This is a genomic window from Bacillus sp. FSL K6-0073 (assembly GCF_038006085.1).
Taxonomy (GTDB): Bacteria; Bacillota; Bacilli; order Bacillales; family Bacillaceae_G; genus Bacillus_A; species Bacillus_A cereus.
In genome coordinates, this window is sequence record NZ_JBBOUN010000001.1 from 4,702,655 (window position 1) to 4,721,762 (window position 19,108).

Below are 19,108 nucleotides of genomic sequence, written 5' to 3' on the forward strand. Positions count from 1 at the left end.
TTAGTTGACTGACCATATATACAATGTCAACTACCAATATTTTTCTATATGAATATTTGTTAAATTTCTGTAAAATTTAAGTAGATTAAAGCATGAATTTTATCATGTAGAGTACAATGGTAGTAACGACCTTCTTTCCTGAATGGGGTCAAAAAAACTAGTAGAGGAGTGGTTTTCTCTTGAAACCTACAACTACTCGTATGCTAACACGCATTAAATCAATTTATATGTACATCAATGAAAACGGAACGGTAACGACGAAAGACCTTGTAGATGAGTTCGGGATCACACCGCGAACGATACAACGTGATCTAAATGTGTTGCAGTTTAATGAACTCGTGTATAGCCCTTGCCGCGGTAAGTGGACAACAACAGGAAAGAAAGTGAGAATGACCTCATAATGAAAAATAATTGTATGTAAATAAATACATACCCCTTTCTAATAATTAGAAAGGGGTCTTTTCTGCGCCTATAAAGGTACTACTTTTCAGTATCTACTTGATATGTTTTTAACATTTCTACTTCTTCATCTGTTAGCTCTCGGTATTGTCCAAGTTCTAGTTCTTCATCTAATACTAACGGACCCATCTCTGTTCTCTTTAGGTAGACTACTTTTTTCCCTACCGCTTCAAACATACGCTTCACTTGATGGAATTTCCCTTCCGTAATCACAAGCTCAATTTCAGAAATATCATCGCTTTTCAATATTGTAAGTGCACCTGGCTTTGTTTCATAGCCATCATCTAAAATAACACCTTTAGCAAACTCTTTTACATCCTCTTCTGTTACTACTCCTGCAACGTGTGCATAATATTTTTTCGGCACATGCTTTTTCGGAGATAATAATTGATGTGATAACTTCCCATCATTTGTTATCAATAAGAAACCTTCCGTATCGATATCAAGTCGTCCAACTGGGAACGGATCAAAGATTGCATCTTCTAATTCTAATAAATCTATTACTGTTTCATGATTATCATCTTCCGTCGCTGAAATAACACCTTGTGGTTTATGCATCATTAAGTAAACAAATTCTTTGTATTCCACAACTTCACCGTGAATCATAACTTCTTGCTCTTCTACATTTACATGAACTTTCGCATCTTTTACTGGCGTTCCATCAATTTTCACAACGCCGTCTTTCAATAATTTCTTTACTTCTTTTCTACTTCCATATCCCATATTTGCTAATAATTTATCTAATCTCACGTTTTTCACCTTCTTTATTTATCATAGAAAAGGGGACGTAATTACGCCCCTCTTGATTTCAACTTTATTTTAAATCTACTACCAAGTTTACGTTGAATTTTATCTAATGCTTCTCCGCCAAATACTCTTTCAAGTACTCCTGTGCGAATTGCTAACAATCCGTAAACAAGACCGCCAATACCTGCACAAATTGCAACTGTTATAAGAGCACCCATACGGCCATCAGGCGAAATCATGAAGGATAGAAGCCATTGTGATAGTTTTACAGCAACGACCATTATAAGTGTTAGTACTGCAATTTGGAATGTTCTTTTATATACAACACCGAATGAATAGTGTGCGTATTTTTTAATTTGTTGATTTGTGTACCAAACAGAAGCTAAGAAACCAACTGCTGTTGCTAGAATTGCTCCTACTGTACCGAAATAACGAATAAAGATTACGTTACATACAAATTTCAAAATAACGCCCATTATAAGCGCAATAATCGCATGCTTCTGCTGGTTAATACCTTGCAGGATTGCCGCTGTTACTGTAAATAAAGCGAATAACAACGCAACTGGTGCATACCACATTAATACTTGTCCACCTAGTGGATCTGAATCGTAAAACGCAGTATAAATTGGATATGCCAGTGAAGAAATACCGACAACTGCTGGCAATGTTAAAAACATATTCGCCTGGAATGTTTGTGTAATTTGTAATTTCAAATAACGGTATTGTTTTTCAGTAAATGATTTTGTAATTGCTGGTACAAGCGTTAAACTAAACGCTGTTGCAAGTGATACAGGAATCATAATTAACTTATGCGTCCACATTGTGAAAATACCGAGAGCTCGCTCTGCGATATCACCTTGACCAATCGCCTGCATAATTGAGTTAAATGTCAATGTATCAATTTGTTGATATAAAGGAATTGTTAACCCAATTACAACGTAAGGAATCGCATATGCAAATAACTCTTTAAACAATTGAACGGTGCTTACTGTTGATTCTGGTACAGTTTGTTCAATTAGATATTGATCCAAATATTTTTTACGTTTTAACCAGTACCAAATTAACACACCGAGTGCTCCAACCGCTGAAACGAACGCAGCAAATGTCGCTACTCCAACTGCTGTTGCAACTGTACCGCCAAGTACTTTAATAACGATAAAACTACCTGCTAATAAAAAGACGATACGAATAATTTGTTCAATAATTTGTGAAACGGTAGTTGGTCCCATAGACTGGTGACCTTGGAAATAACCACGAATTAAACTCGCTGCTGGTACAACAATAAGTGCGAAACTTACAAGACGAATAATCGTCGTAACTTCTCCTACATTATTGTGTATACTTTGTTTACCAAGCATCGCTTCTGCAAACAATGGCGCCGTCATGTACAGTACTAGGAACGAAAGAACTCCTGTTACTATCATCATAACCATTCCCGAGCGGAACATTCTCCGGCTCGTTTTATAATCGCCAAGCGCATTATATTTGGAAACAAATTTTGAAACAGCAAGTGGCACACCTGCCGTTGCGATACTTAAAAAGATCGTATATGGAATGTATCCATATGTATAGAGCGTTCCGCCTTCTGTTCCTACTAATGCATGAAACGGAAAGACGTAAATCATGCCTAAGAACTTTACTAAAAATGTCCCTAGCGTAACAATAAGCGTTCCGCGCAGAAATTTCGAATCGGACATACAAAAATCCTCCTACATCTACATAAAGTGAAACTATAATTAGTTGGAGACTTCTCTCCTACTCCTTATTAGTTGAACCATTCGAGCATTTACAGGCTAACAGACTCCCTATTTACTTCTCCTAAATCTTGAGGTCTTAGTCTTATCGCCTACAAATGGCAGGATAGTGCTGAACTCTAACTTTTGTATTGTACCACAATTCTCTCATTAAGCAGTACTTCACTCTATTTTTCTTTTAAGGGAAAACATGCTATTCTTTTAGGCAGGAAATGTAGAAAATGAGGTCGATATATTATGCATTATGATGTTATTGTCATCGGCGGCGGTCCTTCTGGGCTAATGGCTGCAATTGGTGCTGCAGAAGAAGGCGCAAATGTCTTACTTCTTGATAAAGGAAATAAACTTGGGCGTAAACTTGCAATTTCTGGTGGTGGACGCTGTAACGTAACAAACCGTCTACCACTTGATGAAATTGTTAAACATATACCAGGAAACGGTCGCTTCTTATACAGCGCTTTTTCTATTTTTAATAATGAAGATATTATTACATTCTTCGAAAATCTCGGTGTTAAATTGAAAGAAGAAGACCACGGTCGCATGTTCCCTGTGTCAAACAAAGCACAATCTGTTGTAGACGCACTTTTAACACGATTAAAAGACTTAGGTGTAAAAATTCGTACAAATACACCTGTTGAAACGATTGAATATGAAAATGGTCAAACGAAAGCAGTTATACTGCAAACAGGCGAAGTGTTAGAAACAAATCACGTCGTTATCGCTGTTGGCGGAAAATCAGTTCCTCAAACCGGATCTACTGGAGACGGATATGCTTGGGCTGAAAAAGCGGGTCATACAATTACAGAATTATTCCCAACAGAAGTACCTATCCTTTCAAACGAGCCGTTTATACGTGACCGCTCATTACAAGGTCTTGCTTTACGTGATATAAACTTAAGCGTATTAAACCCGAAAGGAAAAGTTATCATTTCTCACAAAATGGACATGCTCTTCACTCATTTTGGCCTATCTGGTCCTGCTGCTCTTCGCTGTAGTCAATTCGTCGTGAAAGCACTGAAAAAGTTTAAAACGAATACAATACAAATGAGTATTGATGCATTGCCAGAGGAAAATAGTGAGCAACTATTCCAGCGCATGCTGAAACAAATGAAAGAAGATCCAAAAAAAGGAATTAAAAACGTTTTAAAAGGTTATGTCCCTGAACGTTACTTCCTATTCTTATTAGAAAAAAATGAAATTGACGGTAGCGAACAAGCTGGACAAGTTTCTCACGAAAAGATTCGTGCACTTGTGAAAGACTTTAAAGAGTTTACTGTGAATGTAAATGGTACGCAGTCAATTGAAAAAGCATTCGTTACTGGCGGCGGTGTATCCGTGAAAGAAATTAACCCGAAAGAAATGTCTTCTAAATTTACGAACGGCTTATATTTCTGCGGAGAAGTTCTTGATATTCATGGTTATACTGGTGGCTATAATATTACATCAGCCCTTGTTACTGGTAGAATTGCCGGAACGGCAGCTGGAGAAAACGCGAAAATGCAGTATTAAAAAAAGAAACAGGGATTCCTGTTTCTTTTTTTATAGGTACATGAAATTATATGAGCGATTCCACAACTTATATCAGCGATTTCCCAAATATACCGACTCGCCGACAAGAAACGACAAATATACGCTCCACTTAACTTCCCATTGCTTTTTTGTTGCTTTATATACCTTAGTACCTTTATATTTTATATTGTTGAATATTTAAAAAAGGGTAAGGGGAAAACAAATGAGAAAAAAAGTCATGATGTCTTTAATGTTAATGACGTTTCTTTCTGCGGTAGAAGGAACGATTGTTAGTACAGCAATCCCTCGTATAACGAGTGATTTGTCAGGCGTCGAACTTGTTAGTTGGGTATATGCAATTTATATGCTTGCAACAGCTGTTTCGACTCCAATATACGGAAAGCTCGCTGATTTATTTGGCCGTAAAAAAGTTTTACTGATCGGAGCTACAATCTTTTTAGTCGGTTCTGCACTTTGCGGAGTCGTTACATCGATGGAACAATTAATCTTCTTCCGCGCGCTTCAAGGTATCGGTGCTGGTGCTGTTATGCCAATCACAATGACGATTATTGGAGACTTATATAGCGAAGCGAAAGACCGCGCGAAAGCACAAGGTTGGATGAGTGCCGTTTGGGGTGTATCCGGTGTTATCGGACCGTTAGTAGGTGGATTTTTAGTTGATTCTCTTTCTTGGCGTTATATTTTCTTCCTAAACGTTCCATTCGGAATTATCGCTTGCTTAATGATTGCAATTTACTACAAAGAATCTATTAAACCTGCTAAGCATCATATCGATTATCTTGGTGCAACAGTCTTCTCATTAAGTACAATCGCTCTACTATATGCATTATTAACAGGTAGCAGTAAGCAAAACTGGGGAGACATGACAATTATCGGCCTATTAATCTTTGCCGCTATTTCATTTATTATTTTCTTATTCATCGAGAAAAAATCTCCAGAACCATTAATTCCGCTAGCACTTTTCTCTAACCGTACATTATCTACGATAAATATATTAACTCTTATTGCTGGCGCAATGATTATTAGTATTACAATGTACCTTCCAATTTGGAGCCAAGGTGTATTAGGGAAAAATGCTACAGAAGCTGGACTTATTTTAATGCCAATCCCTGTTATGTGGACATTTGGCGCTATTTTCTCTGGTAACTTAGTAGGCAAATTAAAAACGAAACAAATCATTTTACTTGGAGCTAGCATTTTATCAGTCGCTACGTTCTTATTATTTACACTATCAACAAATTCACCATCGTTCCTTATTTATGTAGCAGTCGGATTATTCGGCTTAGGAATGGGGCTTGTGACACCGATTTACATGGTAACAATTCAAGCAGCCGTACCAGCTCATACACGCGGAACAGCTGTTGGTTTAAACACATTTATTAATACATTCAGTCAAACGTTAGGTGCTGCAATCTTTGGAACAATCTTTAATACGATGATTCATGCACGCGGCATTAAAAACCTTGATCTTGTATCTGGTGGACACGGCGGGACTACAGCAAGTGTAGCCACTGAATCACAATCCGCATTAGCTGCAAGTGTACACGTTATTTATATGAGCACTTTCGTATTAGCAGTATGTACATTAATTATCGGTTGGCTTTTATTAAAGCCAGCTACACAAACAAGTGAGCAACAATAAAAAGGATGACCATTTTGGTCATCCTTTTTTTATTCTTCATTCTCCACAATATGTTTCAGCATGGATAATTTATTATCCCAAAAACGTTCATAATATGAGAGCCATTGTTGTAATTCTTCTAATGGTTCTGGATGCAAACGATATATCTTCTCTCTTCCGCTCTTTCTTCCACTTACTAAATTCGCTTCCGAAAGAATATGAAGGTGCTTTACAACCGCAGTACGACTCATCGGAAAATGATCCGTTATTTTGGAAATCGGTAACTCTTTGTCACTTAATAACCGTATTACTTCTCGGCGGGTTGGATCAGCAATTGCTTGAAATACATCATATTTCGCTGCTGACGAGGACACTTAGCCTTCGACAACCTTTTTCAGTTTTTCATTTACAATCGCTACCCAACCACCGCTCATTCTATCGCGAATAATAGAGCTCTTCGCATTTGCTTTCGGAAGAATTTCATCAGGATGTTTCCAGCCGCCGTGAATTAACGTAAATTCTGTTTTGTTATCTCCTAAGTCTTTCAAATTAAATGAAACAACCCAGCCATCTGTATCCCATGAGAAAGATAAATGGTTTGGCTCATCAATTTCTAACACTTTACATGGTGATGGCCCAAATGGTGATTGCACATGAAATTCATGTCCTACCTCTAATACAAAATCATTTGGCATAAACCATGACGCAATCCCTTCTGCAGTTGATACTACACTCCATACCTTTTGAATAGACGCGTTAAAAACGATTGTTTGTTTAATATCATTTAATGTATTTTGTTGTTCCATTTTCATTCTCCTTTACTCGGCGTTATAACATAACACCTTTTGGTTATACTTCGATAATATAACACCTTTTAGTTTCATGTCAACGCCAATTCTTTTACTGTTGAGAAATTCTCAACATTTTTTCAACAGGACAAACACCCTCTGAGCATTTCCTCATAATATACTCACAAAGGCAATACAAAATAAAAACTTCTCTCAACATGAAACTCCATCATTTATCTTGAGAGAAGCGCCTTACTTATATCATGCGTACTTCGTCTCTCCTCCTTCCCTCAAGGGACAATACGCGAGATATGACAAATCAGAAGGAATATGCCCACCATTTGAGTAGGTAGTTATTTCTCTTCTCCTCAACATTTTCTCAGGAGCGAAATGACTACCGACTCACTTTTTTCAAATAAAAATAAAAAGGGGATGAAAGCTATGTTCTATTGCATTAACTGCTCTGATATTCATCATGAAAAACATCCGAATGATAAAGTATTCAAAAACGGTTTTTATATTGATCCATTTTTAGGTGATCGTTATCACCTTGGTATGTGTAAAGATGCTCAAAATCATGAAACAGGGGAGCCTCTTTTAACGACAAAGAAATTAGGCACACCCCAATCTATTATGAACGTATTACCGACACATGTTGTCCCAACATAAAACATAAAAAAGAGCTGGGTGAGCCAGCTCTTTTTTATGCTTTATAAACGATCATTGCTGAAAAACAATAAATTTGGTTTTCATCGTCATTAATGGAAACACCAACTTGATACTTAATATCTACAAAGTTGCTATCATCAATCTTTTTCAAAAACACATTCACAGCGTCTTCTAAGTCTTTTTCGTGACTTTCATCAAACACTTTCACACGAATCATGTTAACACCATCCTAGATCGCAGCCCTCCGCCGCTTGATTATTGCCACGGTGCGTATCTATGATGCGATAAAACTTTCCATTCTCATATATATATCCGTCTTCTAACACATATTTTTTATCTTCAGTATAGACATAAAACTTACCTATCATAAATTTACTCGTATATAATTCCAAATAATTTGGTCTAAATTTAGCTACAACTTTATTTGTAATATCAATTTTTATTGTGCGCCCCACCTTCTCTCCCTCCTTTGCAAAGAACGGATTTAGGTATATTGTATTAGCGCTTTTACATTTTATGCTTAAAAATAAGTGGATATGCCTTCTTTCTCACCTGTACTATTTTTCTAAAAAAATCACTATAAAGTGAAACTTTAATCAGCCCGACCCCCACCTAACTTCTTTGCTTTCTCTAAATTTTGAGATGGGGGTCTTATCGCCCGTTAATGCGGGATAAATAAGTTCAAAAAAAACATAAAAAAAGCACTTTATCTTATTGACTCGAATATAAATATTATGTTATTATATAAAATTTGACATTTTTACATACGTATGCTATCATTAAAAGTGGTTACCACATATGGAGGTGGATGATTTGTTTCAAATTGGTGATAAAATCGTTTATCCAATGCACGGTGCAGGAATCATCGAAGCAATTGAAGAGAAAGAAATATTAGGTACTTCACGTCAATATTGTGTGATACGCATCATTAGTAAAGATATGCAAGTAATGCTTCCGATGGAACAATTAAAAAAATCAGGTATTCGTTATATCGTTGATCGAGGTACGTTAGATGATATACTTCTTGAATTTCAAAACGGGGAGTCAGACCCATCACTCTCATGGAAACAAAGATATACAATGAATATGGAAAAAATGAAAAATGGCAATTTACAAGATAGCGCAGAAGTGGTTCGGGATTTACTTCGCCGTAATAAAGAGAGAACATTAAATGCGAGCGAAAAACAAATGCTAGATAATGCACGAAAAATGATGATCAGCGAAGTCGCGCTCGTACAAAATGTTACTGAACATCAAGCAACAGAATTTCTTCAAGATACAATTAATCATTAAATTTAAAATAGCTGAACGCTATTTTTTTGTAAAAAAGGACAAAGAGATAAAACTCTTTGTCCTTTTCATATTACCCACGCCCAGCTTGAAACGATGGGTATAAAGTCATTCCACCATCTGCAAATAACGTAATTCCAGTTACGTAACTCGCCTCTGATGAAGCAAGCCAAGTTGCTACTGCTGCGATTTCTTCAGGTTTTCCAATGTAGCCCATCGGTATCATACTTTCTACGTCAGCCCGTTTTTTAGGATCAGCAAACTTTTCGGCATTAATTGGCGTATTAATTGCACCTGGCCCAATATTATTTACTCGAATACCTTTTGGCGCATATTCTAGCGCTAACGTTTCTGTCATCAGTTTAATACCACCCTTACTTGCTGCATAGTGCACAAATAGTGGCCACGGAATTTTCTCATGAACACTAGACATATTAATGACAGACCCTTTAATATCATGTTCTACAAAATATTTAATTGCTTCACGACTTCCTAAAAAAGCACCTGTTAAATTTGTATTAATTACCCTATTCCAATCTTCAAGCGGCATTTCATGCGACGGTACCGCGTTTTCTATCCCTGCATTATTAATCATAACGTCAAGCGTACCAAACTCTTTCACAGCAGATTGAATAAGATTCACAACATCTGATTCGACGGTTACATCACCTTTTACAGCAATCGCTTCGCCGCCTACCTTTTTAATTTCTTCTAACACATCATTCGCTTCTGATTCTCGTGAGCGATAATTAATAACCACTTTCGCTTTTTCCTTAGCAAACCTTACTCCCATCGCTCTTCCGAGACCAGTTGCTGATCCTGTAATAACGACAACTTTCCCTGCTAAATCACTATACATTTCCATACCTCCTTTAACTTTTGGCTATACCTAACATAATTCCGGCTGCGATAATAAAAACGATACCGACAACGATACCCGTTAATTGACGTTTCGTTTTCTTTTCACCTAATATAAGGATCCCACCAAGCGTGGAAATAATAATTCCCATTTGCGATAGCGAGAAACTTGTTGCGACTCCAACACGCGGCTGTGAAATGAATAAAAACATATTTCCAGCTGCCCAAATTAATCCTGGAATAATATTTCGAATTGCATATTTATTAAATGGATGATGTTTAAAGGTAAGCAAAATCCCACCTAACACCATACCAACTGCTTGTGGCAACAAAGCCGACCAGCCATCTACGTTAAATAACCTAATTACTACTACGTAAACTAAATAACCGACTGTTGAAATTAATAAAATTACGATACCTCTTTTAAAGTTTGCTGCTTGCTCTGCATTCTTTTCTTCTTCACTTTGAAGCGATGTTAAAATAACACCGATAATAATACAAACGAGCGCTAAAATCCCAAGGACGACCGATATTGTCGTGGACCATTCATGAAATACGATAACGCCAAATAAAGTCGTCGCGACTAATTGAAGTCCTGTTGAAATTGGCATCGTCCTCGAAACACCCATTAAATCAATACTTTTCAATTGATTTGCCTGACCAAGCGCCCAAAATAAACCTGACACAACTCCAACTCCGATAACGGTAGGTGTTAATACTGGCTTCATAAAAATATAAACAACAATTGAGAAAATAAGTGCTCCAAACGTTGTTCCGAGCGTTTGACTATACGGGCCCCCGCCCAGTTTTACGTTAAATAGCACAATACTTCCCCAAAATATAGCTGGTAAAATCGCTAAAAATATATCCATCACTCATTACCTTTCTTTACTAAATGCCATAGATTATCACTCTAAGTCGTTAGAGTGAGCTTTTATTTTTTCTTTTTCCCGCTCACAAACTTTTTCTGCAATAACGTCAGAAACATTCTTTTCTCGCTCCACTTTCTTTATCTTTACGTGATCTAAATGATCTTCCAAAGTAAGCGTAACTTTATCGTTCGGCGGATTATGCGCTCCTTGAAATGTAAGAAATTGTAGCTTCACTTCGTATCTAGGAACAAATTCATCTTTCTTGCCAAGACGCTTTATATCTATAACTGAAGCACATTCATATTGATCTTCTGTCACTTGTCTAATAACTGAATAGTACCTATTTGATAATGCACTCTCTAAAAGCTGTTCTCTTGATTCTTTCGCGAAAGAATCGCTTGGAGGAGAGAAAAAGGCCACACAGAGCATTGTGATAACTACACATATTTTTTTCATAGTTCCCTCCTTGTTCTATAGATTAGTGTTCTCAAAACTGCCATAAAAAAACGACTTTCCCTATGTAGGAAAGTCGTTTTAATAAATCCAATATTAACCACCGCTCACTGGTGGAATTAGTGCAACAACATCACCAGATTGGACCCTGTCATCTTCATTTGCGTATTCTTCATTAATCGCAACCATAATTGGCTCTGAAACTGGTACATTATATTCGTTCGCAACAACATCTTTTAACTGTGCAACCGTAATATTTTCTTTCTCTATTTGTAATTCACTTGTCCCTGCTTCTTCTTGCAAGTGCGCAAATAACAATACTCTAATCATACTTATAGCTCCTTCCCAGGCTCTCCCGCCGGATATGTTGTTTTTTCTAATTGATCACCAATCCATGAATCACCATCTTCCCAAAACTCCTTTTTCCAAATCGGCACAATTTGTTTTATGCGTTCCATAATATATTCGTTCGCTTCATAAGCCGCTTTACGGTGTGGTGTTGAAACAACAACAACAACCGCTATATCAGAAATTTGCAACGTACCGATGCGATGTGTAATCGCAACGTATGTACCTGGCCATTTCTCTTTCACTTCCAAGCCAATTTTCTCTAGCATCTTTTCTGCCATCGTCTTATAAGCAACATACTCTAAGTATAATGTACGACGCCCTTTCGTAAACTCTCTAACCGTTCCAATAAATGTTGTAACAGCACCGCATTCACGTCGAATTACTTTCTTCGTTACTTCTTCAATCGAGATTTCTGTATCAATTACTTCATAATATGTATTTATCATTTCGCACTCCTAACCGTTTGTAAAAACCAGTCTATGTACAACTCTTCTTCTGTTATATGAAATACTTTATATTCTTCTCGTATATTTGCCGGAACATCATACCACGTAATAACCGCCACTATATTTTCTACTTTATGTAAAAGCTCAATGTCTTCCGCAGAACAAAGTAACACTACTTTCGAGTAATTCTCTTTTTTATAGCCTTCTATTAAAATTGTATCCACTTCAAAAAACTCATATAAGCGAATAATTTCTTGCAAGGACCATTTCTTTTTTAGTGAAGAAAGTGAAAGCAATCCAGCACCTTCTACACTACTTACGACAGCACCAGCTTTACGGTGTCTTTCGCTATCTTTTTGCGCTACTTCTGGAAAGCCTCCGTGCCCGTGATGTTTAATTGTAGCAACTTTCATTTTTCGTTCAGCTAATGCATGCACCACTTTCTCAACAAGTGTTGTTTTCCCGCTATTTTGATATCCTACTATTTGTAAGATTGAAGGGGCTTTGCCCATGGCCAATCACATCCCTCAGAGTGCTCTAACAATAATACGGATACTTTCATTCCGGTCTCAAATCCTCTCGTTCCTCCAGGTAACACGATAAAAGCATTCGCATCTGCAAGTGAAGATACCGCACTCGATTTATCTAAACCAACTGGCATCGCTTGTAACGCCCCGTCCACAATTGTTACGTTCGCTCTTACGAAACGAGTAAATGGATTTGGCTTTGGAAAATCTTTTTGTAAAATAGCATCCGCTCTATATACGTGAGGTTCCTTCGCATACAAATACGTTTTTATAATTGGATGCACAAATAATTCAAAGCCTACATAACAAGCAGACGGATTTCCTGATAAACCAAAGAGTAACTTTCCATCAACTTCAGCTACTGTCGTTACACTTCCGGGCCTCATGGCTATCTTATTAAAGAGTACATTTGCCTGTAACCTTTCATAAATAGCTGGTAAGTAGTCATAATCTCCTACTGATACACCGCCTGTTGTAATTAAAATGTCGACCTCATCCACCGCTGATTGAACAGCTGTAAAACATGCATCTAACTCATCCGCGAGTTGACCATAATATCGGACTTTACCTCCAGCTTTCATAATTTGAGCAGCAATCATATAAGAGTTACTATTTCTAATTTTCCCCGGTTCTAACGGCTCATGTACTTCTAATAATTCACTTCCTGTCGTTACAATACCGACAACAGGCTGTTTTACAACTTTCACAGTACTATATCCAAACGTTGCTAATAAGGCGGCAACACCTGGATTAATTGCAACGCCTTTCTGAACGAGAACTTGATTTTGTTTTATATCTTCTCCTTTAAACGACACATTGTCACCGTTATTAAAAGGGCGTTTTAACTTCATATATGTTTTCCCGTTCTTCTCAAACCCTTCTGTCAGCTCTAGCATTACGACTGCATTGCAATCTTTTGGAATAGCTGCTCCTGTCATAATACGAACCACCTGAAAAGATCCTACTTCTTCTGTAAAAACAGAACCCGCCCCGATTTCTCCTATTACTTCAAATTCAACTGGATTCTCTTGAGTTGCTTCTTTCGTATCTTCTGCTCGAATGGCGAAACCATCGTAAGGGGAACGATCAAAATGAGGAACGTCATGATCTGAGACAACATCTTCCCCGAGAATTCTCCCGTAACTTTCCGTAATAGAAATTTCTTCTACTTCACCATGCTTTGCATATTTCATTACCCGTTCTACTGCCTCAGCAACTTGAATTGGAATTCGTTTTTCTACCATCGTTTCTCACCTCATATTTGCAATTTTTTTTATCTCGATTAAACTTTATATATTCAATAGAAATTACTTCAAGGAGGAATTCCATGTCTTCATTTACACACTTTAATGACCAAGGACGCGCGAAGATGGTTGATATAAGTGACAAAAAAGCAACCGTTCGAACAGCAATTGCGTGCTCTAGCATTGTCGTTACGAAAGAAATTTACGATAAAATCTCTCACAATGAAATTGGGAAAGGTGACGTATTAGCAGTTGCGCAAATCGCAGGCATTATGGCTGCGAAACGAACTTCTGATATTATCCCAATGTGCCATCCTTTACTATTAAAAGGTGTTGACGTTTCTTTCGATTGGAAACAATCAGAAGAACAATATCGTTTACTCATTGAAGTAAAAGTTAAAACAGAAGGTAGCACCGGTGTTGAAATGGAAGCTTTAACAGCTGCTTCGGCTACCGCTCTTACTGTGTATGATATGTGTAAAGCTGTCGATAAAGGTATGATTATCGGCGAAACGTACTTACTTGAAAAAACAGGTGGAAAAAGTGGAGATTATACGAGAAATTCATAATCCTTTCTCCGTTGAACCTAAAGGATTTCCTTTAGGTTCAACCTATATATCTTGCATATAAACTTTTCGCTACATTTATATCATTCGTCCCATGAATGAAAGCTCTGCCATCTGTAAATAAAACAAAACGATATTCTTCTACCGGAAACGATAATAAATAAGGTGTCGCCTTTATCTCTACACTTCTTTGTAAGCGCTTTTTAATTTCTTCCAAATTAAAATTCTTCCGCACACCTGGACGAATTTGCACTGTATTTCGCCCACATAACACTTCTGTTTTCGTTTGTGCTTCAAATGTTAAACTCGGATATGTACGTAACCTTCCGCAAGATAAACAAGTATCTTTTTTCTGCCTATTCACTTTAAATGCCATCTGTTGATTATTCCAAAGATCAAATGATAACATCGTTTCACGAAGCGCTCCGTAGTCTTCTACTAATATTTTCAGCGCTTCCGTAGTTTGATGCGCAACTACTAATTGTACTGCCGGTTGTATAATACCAGCTGTGTCACATGTTGCTCCGCTCGCCGGATGCTCCATTAAACAGCGAAAACACGGTGTTTTCCCTGGTAAAATTGTATACGTTACTCCGTAGCTTCCAACGCACCCACCATATATCCACGGAATATTATACTTTTGTGAAATATCATTAATGAGAAGACGCGTTTCAAAATTATCTGTCGCATCTAATATTAAATCTACATCATTCACTAATTCTTCCATTTCTTGCACCGTTACATCCGTCACAACAGGAGTTATTTCCACCTCAGAATTAATCGCTCTTAAATGCTCTGCTGCCGCTACCGCCTTCGGTTTATACTGCTTTGCATCTTCTTCTGTATATAGTTGTTGTCTTTGTAAATTACTCCATTCTACATAATCACGATCAGCAATCGTTACTTTTCCAACACCCGCTCTAACAATCGCTTCTGCATTTGCCGCACCGAGAGCACCAGCACCAATAATAAGCACATGCTTCTCTCTTATTTTTCTCTGTCCTTCTTCTCCAACACCAGAAAATAATATTTGTCTTGAATATCGCTCCTGCATGCGATACCCCCCTTTCTTATCCTCCTATATAAGACATTTCGATTTTCGGACGATTTTTTGCACTTTCTTCTGTTCGTTCATCCGAATACCTATCTTTTCTATTCATCCATACATCTTGTATAACACTTAATAACTCCTCATCCGAAAGATTTCCTCTAAGAAGTTCTCTTACATCCAAACCATCTGTCGCAAATAAGCACGTATAAAACTTTCCATCTGCCGAAATTCTCGCCCTCGTACAAGAGGCACAAAATGACTCAGAAACAGATGTAATAAAACCAACTTCAACATTTGTTCCAACGTACCGATATCGCTTTGCAACTTCACCAAAGTAATGGGCTTCAGCTGGCTCAAGCGGATACACCTTATGAATCATCTCAATCAATTCTCGTTTTGTAACGACTTGATCAAAATTCCACCCATTTGTACTACCAACATCCATAAACTCAATAAACCGAAGGGTGATTCCTTGCTCTTTAAAATACGCAGCCATCGGTAGTACTTGATGATCGTTCATCCCTTTTTTCACAACCATATTTACCTTTACTTCCAAGCCCGCCTCTTTAGCTGCTATAATTCCCTTAATTACCGGTTTCGTATTAATATTTCGACCATTAATATTCTTAAATATGTCATCATCTATCGCATCTAAACTAACATTCACTCTATGTAATCCAGCTTCTTTTAATGCCTTCGCTTGTTTCGTTAAATGAATAGCATTTGTCGTTAACCCTATATCTATTAGCCCATCAATTTTCACAAGACGTGCAATAAGTTTTGTTAAATCTTTACGAAGCAGTGGCTCACCGCCAGTAAGTCTAATTTTCCGTACACCGATTCTAACAAATAATTTTGCCAAACGCTCAATTTCATCAAAAGTTAGTAAAAACTCGTCTTTCAAAAAAGCATATTCTGGCCCAAATATTTCCGCTGGCATACAATATGTACATCTAAAATTGCAACGATCAATGACAGATATACGTAAATCTTGAAGTGGGCGTCCAAAAAAATCTTTAACCATCTCCTGCATCGCCACCCTCCCTTTCTGCCAAATTTCTTTCTTTTCATTCTATTATAATATATTTTCGAACTGCGATGTTTTTGCTCAAGTGAATAAAGTGAAACTTTAAATAATTAGAGGGGATCCACTCCCCCTGGTTAACGAGGTTTACTTACAAATACAAAGATAAAAAAACCTTGAAACATAAAAGCTTCAAGGTTCTCTGCTTATTAACTTAATCTAATAATAGTCAAGGTAGCCCCTGGCGTTGCTGTAGATAATGTAGCTATTGCAACTACTCCAAATAACTGTAAGCTAACAGCAGCTCCAGCAGGCAAGTTAGCAATTATTGTTGCACTAAATGAACCAGTAGCAACTGTCGGAGCATTTATCGTTCCCGCAAGCGGACTGCCATTTACAGTTATACGAGAACTTACAAGTAATCCTGCCGTTAGATTAATTGTATAAGCTATATAATAATTCCCTGCATTCGCAACTGTAAATACAGTATTTCCTCCACTAACAGTAATTCCTGGACCAATATTTTGATTGTTCGGTAATGGTACATTCGTACCACCTAATAAAACGGAAATAGCGGTTCCTGATGTATTATTCGCAAATGCATACGTTGCAGTTGTACTAACTCCAGTCGCCCCGGTCGCTCCAGTGGCTCCAGCTCCGGTTGGACCTGTATCTCCAGTTGGACCTTGTGAACCCGTTGCTCCTGTAGCCCCCGTTGGACCTTGGATTCCTTGCGGGCCTTGAATTCCTTGGGGACCTGTCGCTCCGGTTGCTCCTGTAACTCCCGTTGGACCTTGAATTCCTTGCGGGCCTTGGATTCCTTGTGGACCTTGAATTCCTTGGGGACCTGTCGCTCCGGTTGCTCCTGTCGCTCCCGTTGGACCTTGAATTCCTTGGGGGCCTTGTGGGCCAGTCGGGCCTATATCACCTTGCGGACCTTGGATTCCCTGTGGGCCTTGTGCCCCGGTTGCCCCTGTCGCTCCTTGGATTCCTTGTGGACCTTGTGGACCTTGAATTCCTTGGGGGCCGGTTGGACCTATGTCGCCTTGTGGGCCTTGAATTCCTTGTGGACCTTGTGCTCCGGTTGCCCCCGTTACTCCTTGGATTCCTTGTGGACCTTGAATACCCTGTGGACCGGTTGGACCTATCTCTCCTTGAACACCTTGGATTCCTTGCGGGCCCTGTAAACCCGTCACTCCGGTTGCTCCCGTTGCTCCTGTCGCTCCTGTCACTCCAGTTGAGCCTGTCGCCCCGGTATCTCCTGTTACTCCTGTCGCACCTGTTGCTCCTGTCGGACCAGGTGGTCCACCTGATGGACCTGTCACTCCTGCCGGACCTGATGGCCCCGTTGGGCCGGTCGGTCCTGCTGGTCCTCCTGACGGGCCAGTCACCCCTGTTGGACCGGTTACTCCTGTTGGACCGGTAGTTCCTTCTCCCGTCGCTCCGGTTGCCCCCGTATCTCCTGTTGCTCCCGTCGGACCTTGTATCCCTTGAATCCCTTGTGGGCCTTGCACTCCTTGTGCACCTGTTGCTCCTTGAATCCCTTGTATACCTTGCACTCCTTGTGCGCCCATCGGACCGGTTGGACCAATCGCCCCTTGTATACCTTGCACTCCTTGGGGGCCCTCTGGACCCGTTGCTCCTATTTCCCCTTGTATCCCTTGAATTCCTGTTGCTCCTTGTGCTCCAGTTGCTCCCGTTATCCCTTGCACTCCTTGTATTCCCTGTATTCCTTGTGGACCTTGTAGGCCTGTTGCTCCTACCGGTCCTTGAATGCCTTGTATCCCCTGAGGACCCTCTGGACCCGTTGCTCCAACTGGCCCTGGCACACCTTGTATTCCTTGCGGGCCCTGAAGTCCTTCTGGGCCTTCTGGACCTGTTGGACCTATCTCTCCTTGTATTCCTTGTTCACCAGTTACTCCCGTCGGACCAGGAATACCTTGAATACCCTGTGGACCTTCTGGACCTGTTGGCCCAATTGGCCCTTGAATCCCTTGGATTCCTTGCAAGCCCTGTGCTCCCGTGCTTCCAGTCGGACCTGTACTTCCCGTTGCTCCTGTTACCCCTGTACTTCCTGTAGCTCCAGTATTCCCAGTTGCTCCAGTCGCACCTGTACTTCCACTCGGTCCACCGCCCGGACCTGTCGCACCAGTCGGCCCCGTCGGACCAGGAGGTCCTCCAGATGGTCCAGTTATCCCAGTTGGACCTGTTATTCCAGTCGGGCCTGTTATCCCCTGACCAGTTGCTCCGGTTGCACCTGTATTTCCACTCGGTCCTTGTGTTCCTTGTATCCCTTGTGCTCCTTGTATTCCTTGTGGACCAGTTGCACCCGGCAACCCTTGGACACCTTGAATTCCTTGAGGTCCCTCAGGTCCCGTCGCTCCAATTGGCCCCTGTAATCCCTGTATCCCTTGTATACCTTGTGCCCCAGTCGCTCCCGTTGGACCAATCGGACCTTGTAACCCTTGCACCCCTTGAGGTCCTGTCGCTCCAGTTTCTCCTTGTGGTCCTCTCAATCCTTGTGGGCCCTGCTGTCCTTCTGGTCCAGTTGCACCTATTGGCCCAACTGATCCTTGTATCCCTTGCACACCTTGAGGTCCTGTCGGGCCCATCTCCCCCATCGGACCTTGTAATCCTCTTGGTCCTTGAGGTCCTGTTGGGCCTTGTGGACCGGTTGGACCAGTAATCCCTATACCTGTAAACCCAGTTGGAACAGGGGGGAAAGTAGGACCAATAAGTTCGGGTGGAATTCTAAATTTAGAGCTTAACGAATTTTGCTTCCGATTATTATCACGATTCTTCACACTTTCACCGCCTACAAACCGTCTTTTTCATAATAAATAAGCCTCTTCTTAATC

The 19,108-nt window shown here is 39.5% G+C and carries 22 protein-coding genes; 6 read left to right on the forward strand and 16 right to left on the reverse strand.

Annotation, left to right across the window (positions count from 1 at the left end; genetic code table 11):
* Positions 1-179 precede the first annotated feature (179 nt).
* Positions 180-401: a DeoR family transcriptional regulator gene (locus tag MHB52_RS24325; RefSeq protein WP_000805512.1), complete on the forward strand. Its 222-nt coding sequence runs from the start codon at positions 180-182 to the stop codon at positions 399-401.
* 79 nt (positions 402-480) lie between these two features.
* On the opposite strand, the gene MHB52_RS24330 is transcribed toward MHB52_RS24325, so the two are convergent.
* On the reverse strand, positions 481-1,209 hold the full coding sequence (locus MHB52_RS24330) for a pseudouridine synthase (RefSeq protein ID WP_001234947.1): 729 nt from the start codon (positions 1,207-1,209) through the stop codon (positions 481-483).
* 41 nt (positions 1,210-1,250) lie between these two features.
* On the reverse strand, positions 1,251-2,903 hold the full coding sequence (locus tag MHB52_RS24335; protein ID WP_001284030.1) for a putative polysaccharide biosynthesis protein: 1,653 nt from the start codon (positions 2,901-2,903) through the stop codon (positions 1,251-1,253).
* Between the two features lie 294 nt (positions 2,904-3,197).
* On the opposite strand from MHB52_RS24335, the gene MHB52_RS24340 reads away from it, so the two are divergent.
* Both MHB52_RS24340 and MHB52_RS24345 read left to right on the forward strand, forming a co-directional pair.
* Positions 3,198-4,469, forward strand: a complete 1,272-nt coding sequence (locus MHB52_RS24340; RefSeq protein WP_061664590.1) for a BaiN/RdsA family NAD(P)/FAD-dependent oxidoreductase — start codon at positions 3,198-3,200, stop codon at positions 4,467-4,469.
* 223 nt (positions 4,470-4,692) lie between these two features.
* The gene (locus MHB52_RS24345; protein ID WP_001228022.1) at positions 4,693-6,132 is read left to right on the forward strand and encodes an MDR family MFS transporter; all 1,440 of its coding nucleotides are present in this window, start codon (positions 4,693-4,695) and stop codon (positions 6,130-6,132) included.
* A 29-nt stretch (positions 6,133-6,161) separates the two neighbouring features.
* On the opposite strand, the gene MHB52_RS24350 is transcribed toward MHB52_RS24345, so the two are convergent.
* Both MHB52_RS24350 and MHB52_RS24355 read right to left on the reverse strand, forming a co-directional pair.
* Positions 6,162-6,485, reverse strand: coding sequence for an ArsR/SmtB family transcription factor (locus MHB52_RS24350; RefSeq protein WP_000098837.1), 324 nt, complete (start codon positions 6,483-6,485; stop codon positions 6,162-6,164).
* On the reverse strand, positions 6,486-6,917 hold the full coding sequence (locus MHB52_RS24355; RefSeq protein WP_000437769.1) for an SRPBCC family protein: 432 nt from the start codon (positions 6,915-6,917) through the stop codon (positions 6,486-6,488).
* A 423-nt stretch (positions 6,918-7,340) separates the two neighbouring features.
* Between MHB52_RS24355 and MHB52_RS24360 the strand changes: the two genes are divergently transcribed.
* The gene (locus MHB52_RS24360; protein ID WP_000498988.1) at positions 7,341-7,568 is read left to right on the forward strand and encodes a DUF3973 domain-containing protein; all 228 of its coding nucleotides are present in this window, start codon (positions 7,341-7,343) and stop codon (positions 7,566-7,568) included.
* Positions 7,569-7,602: 34 nt separating this feature from the next.
* Here the strand turns inward: MHB52_RS24360 and MHB52_RS24365 are convergent, their stop codons facing one another.
* Together MHB52_RS24365 and MHB52_RS24370 are read right to left on the reverse strand one after the other, a co-directional pair.
* Positions 7,603-7,785, reverse strand: coding sequence for a sporulation protein Cse60 (locus tag MHB52_RS24365; RefSeq protein WP_000621751.1), 183 nt, complete (start codon positions 7,783-7,785; stop codon positions 7,603-7,605).
* Position 7,786: 1 nt separating this feature from the next.
* Complete coding sequence (locus MHB52_RS24370; RefSeq protein WP_000533804.1) at positions 7,787-8,023, reverse strand: DUF2553 family protein; 237 nt, start codon at positions 8,021-8,023, stop codon at positions 7,787-7,789.
* Positions 8,024-8,366: 343 nt separating this feature from the next.
* Between MHB52_RS24370 and MHB52_RS24375 the strand changes: the two genes are divergently transcribed.
* On the forward strand, positions 8,367-8,861 hold the full coding sequence (locus MHB52_RS24375) for a CarD family transcriptional regulator (RefSeq protein WP_000451446.1): 495 nt from the start codon (positions 8,367-8,369) through the stop codon (positions 8,859-8,861).
* 70 nt (positions 8,862-8,931) lie between these two features.
* On the opposite strand, the gene MHB52_RS24380 is transcribed toward MHB52_RS24375, so the two are convergent.
* From MHB52_RS24380 to moeA, 7 genes are all read right to left on the reverse strand, one after another.
* Complete coding sequence (locus MHB52_RS24380) at positions 8,932-9,717, reverse strand: glucose 1-dehydrogenase (RefSeq protein WP_000286673.1); 786 nt, start codon at positions 9,715-9,717, stop codon at positions 8,932-8,934.
* Positions 9,718-9,730: 13 nt separating this feature from the next.
* The gene (glcU, locus tag MHB52_RS24385) at positions 9,731-10,588 is read right to left on the reverse strand and encodes a glucose uptake protein GlcU (protein ID WP_000350861.1); all 858 of its coding nucleotides are present in this window, start codon (positions 10,586-10,588) and stop codon (positions 9,731-9,733) included.
* A gap of 36 nt (positions 10,589-10,624) precedes the next feature.
* Positions 10,625-11,044 (reverse strand): DUF3888 domain-containing protein, encoded by a 420-nt coding sequence (locus tag MHB52_RS24390; RefSeq protein ID WP_061664588.1) that lies wholly within the window; start codon positions 11,042-11,044, stop codon positions 10,625-10,627.
* A 93-nt stretch (positions 11,045-11,137) separates the two neighbouring features.
* Positions 11,138-11,371, reverse strand: coding sequence for a molybdopterin converting factor subunit 1 (moaD, locus tag MHB52_RS24395; protein ID WP_000621778.1), 234 nt, complete (start codon positions 11,369-11,371; stop codon positions 11,138-11,140).
* Positions 11,372-11,373: 2 nt separating this feature from the next.
* A complete protein-coding gene (gene moaE, locus MHB52_RS24400; protein WP_061664586.1) occupies positions 11,374-11,838 on the reverse strand; it encodes a molybdopterin synthase catalytic subunit MoaE in 465 nt (154 codons plus the stop codon).
* A complete protein-coding gene (mobB, locus tag MHB52_RS24405) occupies positions 11,835-12,350 on the reverse strand; it encodes a molybdopterin-guanine dinucleotide biosynthesis protein B (protein WP_061664584.1) in 516 nt (171 codons plus the stop codon). The genes moaE and mobB overlap by 4 nt, the downstream gene beginning before the upstream one ends.
* Positions 12,320-13,609: a molybdopterin molybdotransferase MoeA gene (gene moeA, locus MHB52_RS24410; RefSeq protein ID WP_000229696.1), complete on the reverse strand. Its 1,290-nt coding sequence runs from the start codon at positions 13,607-13,609 to the stop codon at positions 12,320-12,322. The genes mobB and moeA overlap by 31 nt, the downstream gene beginning before the upstream one ends.
* 83 nt (positions 13,610-13,692) lie before the next feature.
* Here moeA and moaC point away from each other — a divergent pair, with 83 nt between their 5' ends.
* Positions 13,693-14,178 carry a cyclic pyranopterin monophosphate synthase MoaC gene (moaC, locus tag MHB52_RS24415; protein WP_000094146.1) on the forward strand — a complete coding sequence of 162 codons (486 nt, stop codon included), beginning with the start codon at positions 13,693-13,695 and terminating at the stop codon, positions 14,176-14,178.
* Between the two features lie 37 nt (positions 14,179-14,215).
* Here moaC and MHB52_RS24420 read toward each other — a convergent pair whose 3' ends face one another.
* The 3 genes from MHB52_RS24420 to MHB52_RS24430 form a co-directional block, all read right to left on the reverse strand.
* Positions 14,216-15,229 (reverse strand): molybdopterin-synthase adenylyltransferase MoeB, encoded by a 1,014-nt coding sequence (locus MHB52_RS24420; RefSeq protein ID WP_001158106.1) that lies wholly within the window; start codon positions 15,227-15,229, stop codon positions 14,216-14,218.
* Between the two features lie 16 nt (positions 15,230-15,245).
* The gene (gene moaA, locus MHB52_RS24425; RefSeq protein ID WP_061664582.1) at positions 15,246-16,259 is read right to left on the reverse strand and encodes a GTP 3',8-cyclase MoaA; all 1,014 of its coding nucleotides are present in this window, start codon (positions 16,257-16,259) and stop codon (positions 15,246-15,248) included.
* 200 nt (positions 16,260-16,459) lie between these two features.
* On the reverse strand, positions 16,460-19,054 hold the full coding sequence (locus MHB52_RS24430; protein WP_061664580.1) for a BclA-related collagen-like exosporium protein: 2,595 nt from the start codon (positions 19,052-19,054) through the stop codon (positions 16,460-16,462).
* Positions 19,055-19,108: the final 54 nt, after the last annotated feature.

Coding starts and splice junctions, on each gene's coding strand:
- MHB52_RS24380 (WP_000286673.1), bottom strand. CDS start 9,717: ATGTATAGTGATTTAGCAGGGAAAGTTGTCGTTATTACAGGATCAGCA.
- mobB (WP_061664584.1), bottom strand. CDS start 12,350: ATGGGCAAAGCCCCTTCAATCTTACAAATAGTAGGATATCAAAATAGC.
- moaE (WP_061664586.1), bottom strand. CDS start 11,838: ATGATAAATACATATTATGAAGTAATTGATACAGAAATCTCGATTGAA.
- MHB52_RS24355 (WP_000437769.1), bottom strand. CDS start 6,917: ATGGAACAACAAAATACATTAAATGATATTAAACAAACAATCGTTTTT.
- MHB52_RS24420 (WP_001158106.1), bottom strand. CDS start 15,229: ATGCAGGAGCGATATTCAAGACAAATATTATTTTCTGGTGTTGGAGAA.
- moeA (WP_000229696.1), bottom strand. CDS start 13,609: ATGGTAGAAAAACGAATTCCAATTCAAGTTGCTGAGGCAGTAGAACGG.
- MHB52_RS24345 (WP_001228022.1), top strand. CDS start 4,693: ATGAGAAAAAAAGTCATGATGTCTTTAATGTTAATGACGTTTCTTTCT.
- MHB52_RS24360 (WP_000498988.1), top strand. CDS start 7,341: ATGTTCTATTGCATTAACTGCTCTGATATTCATCATGAAAAACATCCG.
- glcU (WP_000350861.1), bottom strand. CDS start 10,588: ATGGATATATTTTTAGCGATTTTACCAGCTATATTTTGGGGAAGTATT.
- moaC (WP_000094146.1), top strand. CDS start 13,693: ATGTCTTCATTTACACACTTTAATGACCAAGGACGCGCGAAGATGGTT.
- MHB52_RS24365 (WP_000621751.1), bottom strand. CDS start 7,785: ATGATTCGTGTGAAAGTGTTTGATGAAAGTCACGAAAAAGACTTAGAA.
- MHB52_RS24335 (WP_001284030.1), bottom strand. CDS start 2,903: ATGTCCGATTCGAAATTTCTGCGCGGAACGCTTATTGTTACGCTAGGG.
- MHB52_RS24390 (WP_061664588.1), bottom strand. CDS start 11,044: ATGAAAAAAATATGTGTAGTTATCACAATGCTCTGTGTGGCCTTTTTC.
- moaD (WP_000621778.1), bottom strand. CDS start 11,371: ATGATTAGAGTATTGTTATTTGCGCACTTGCAAGAAGAAGCAGGGACA.
- moaA (WP_061664582.1), bottom strand. CDS start 16,259: ATGCAGGAGATGGTTAAAGATTTTTTTGGACGCCCACTTCAAGATTTA.
- MHB52_RS24340 (WP_061664590.1), top strand. CDS start 3,198: ATGCATTATGATGTTATTGTCATCGGCGGCGGTCCTTCTGGGCTAATG.
- MHB52_RS24375 (WP_000451446.1), top strand. CDS start 8,367: ATGGAGGTGGATGATTTGTTTCAAATTGGTGATAAAATCGTTTATCCA.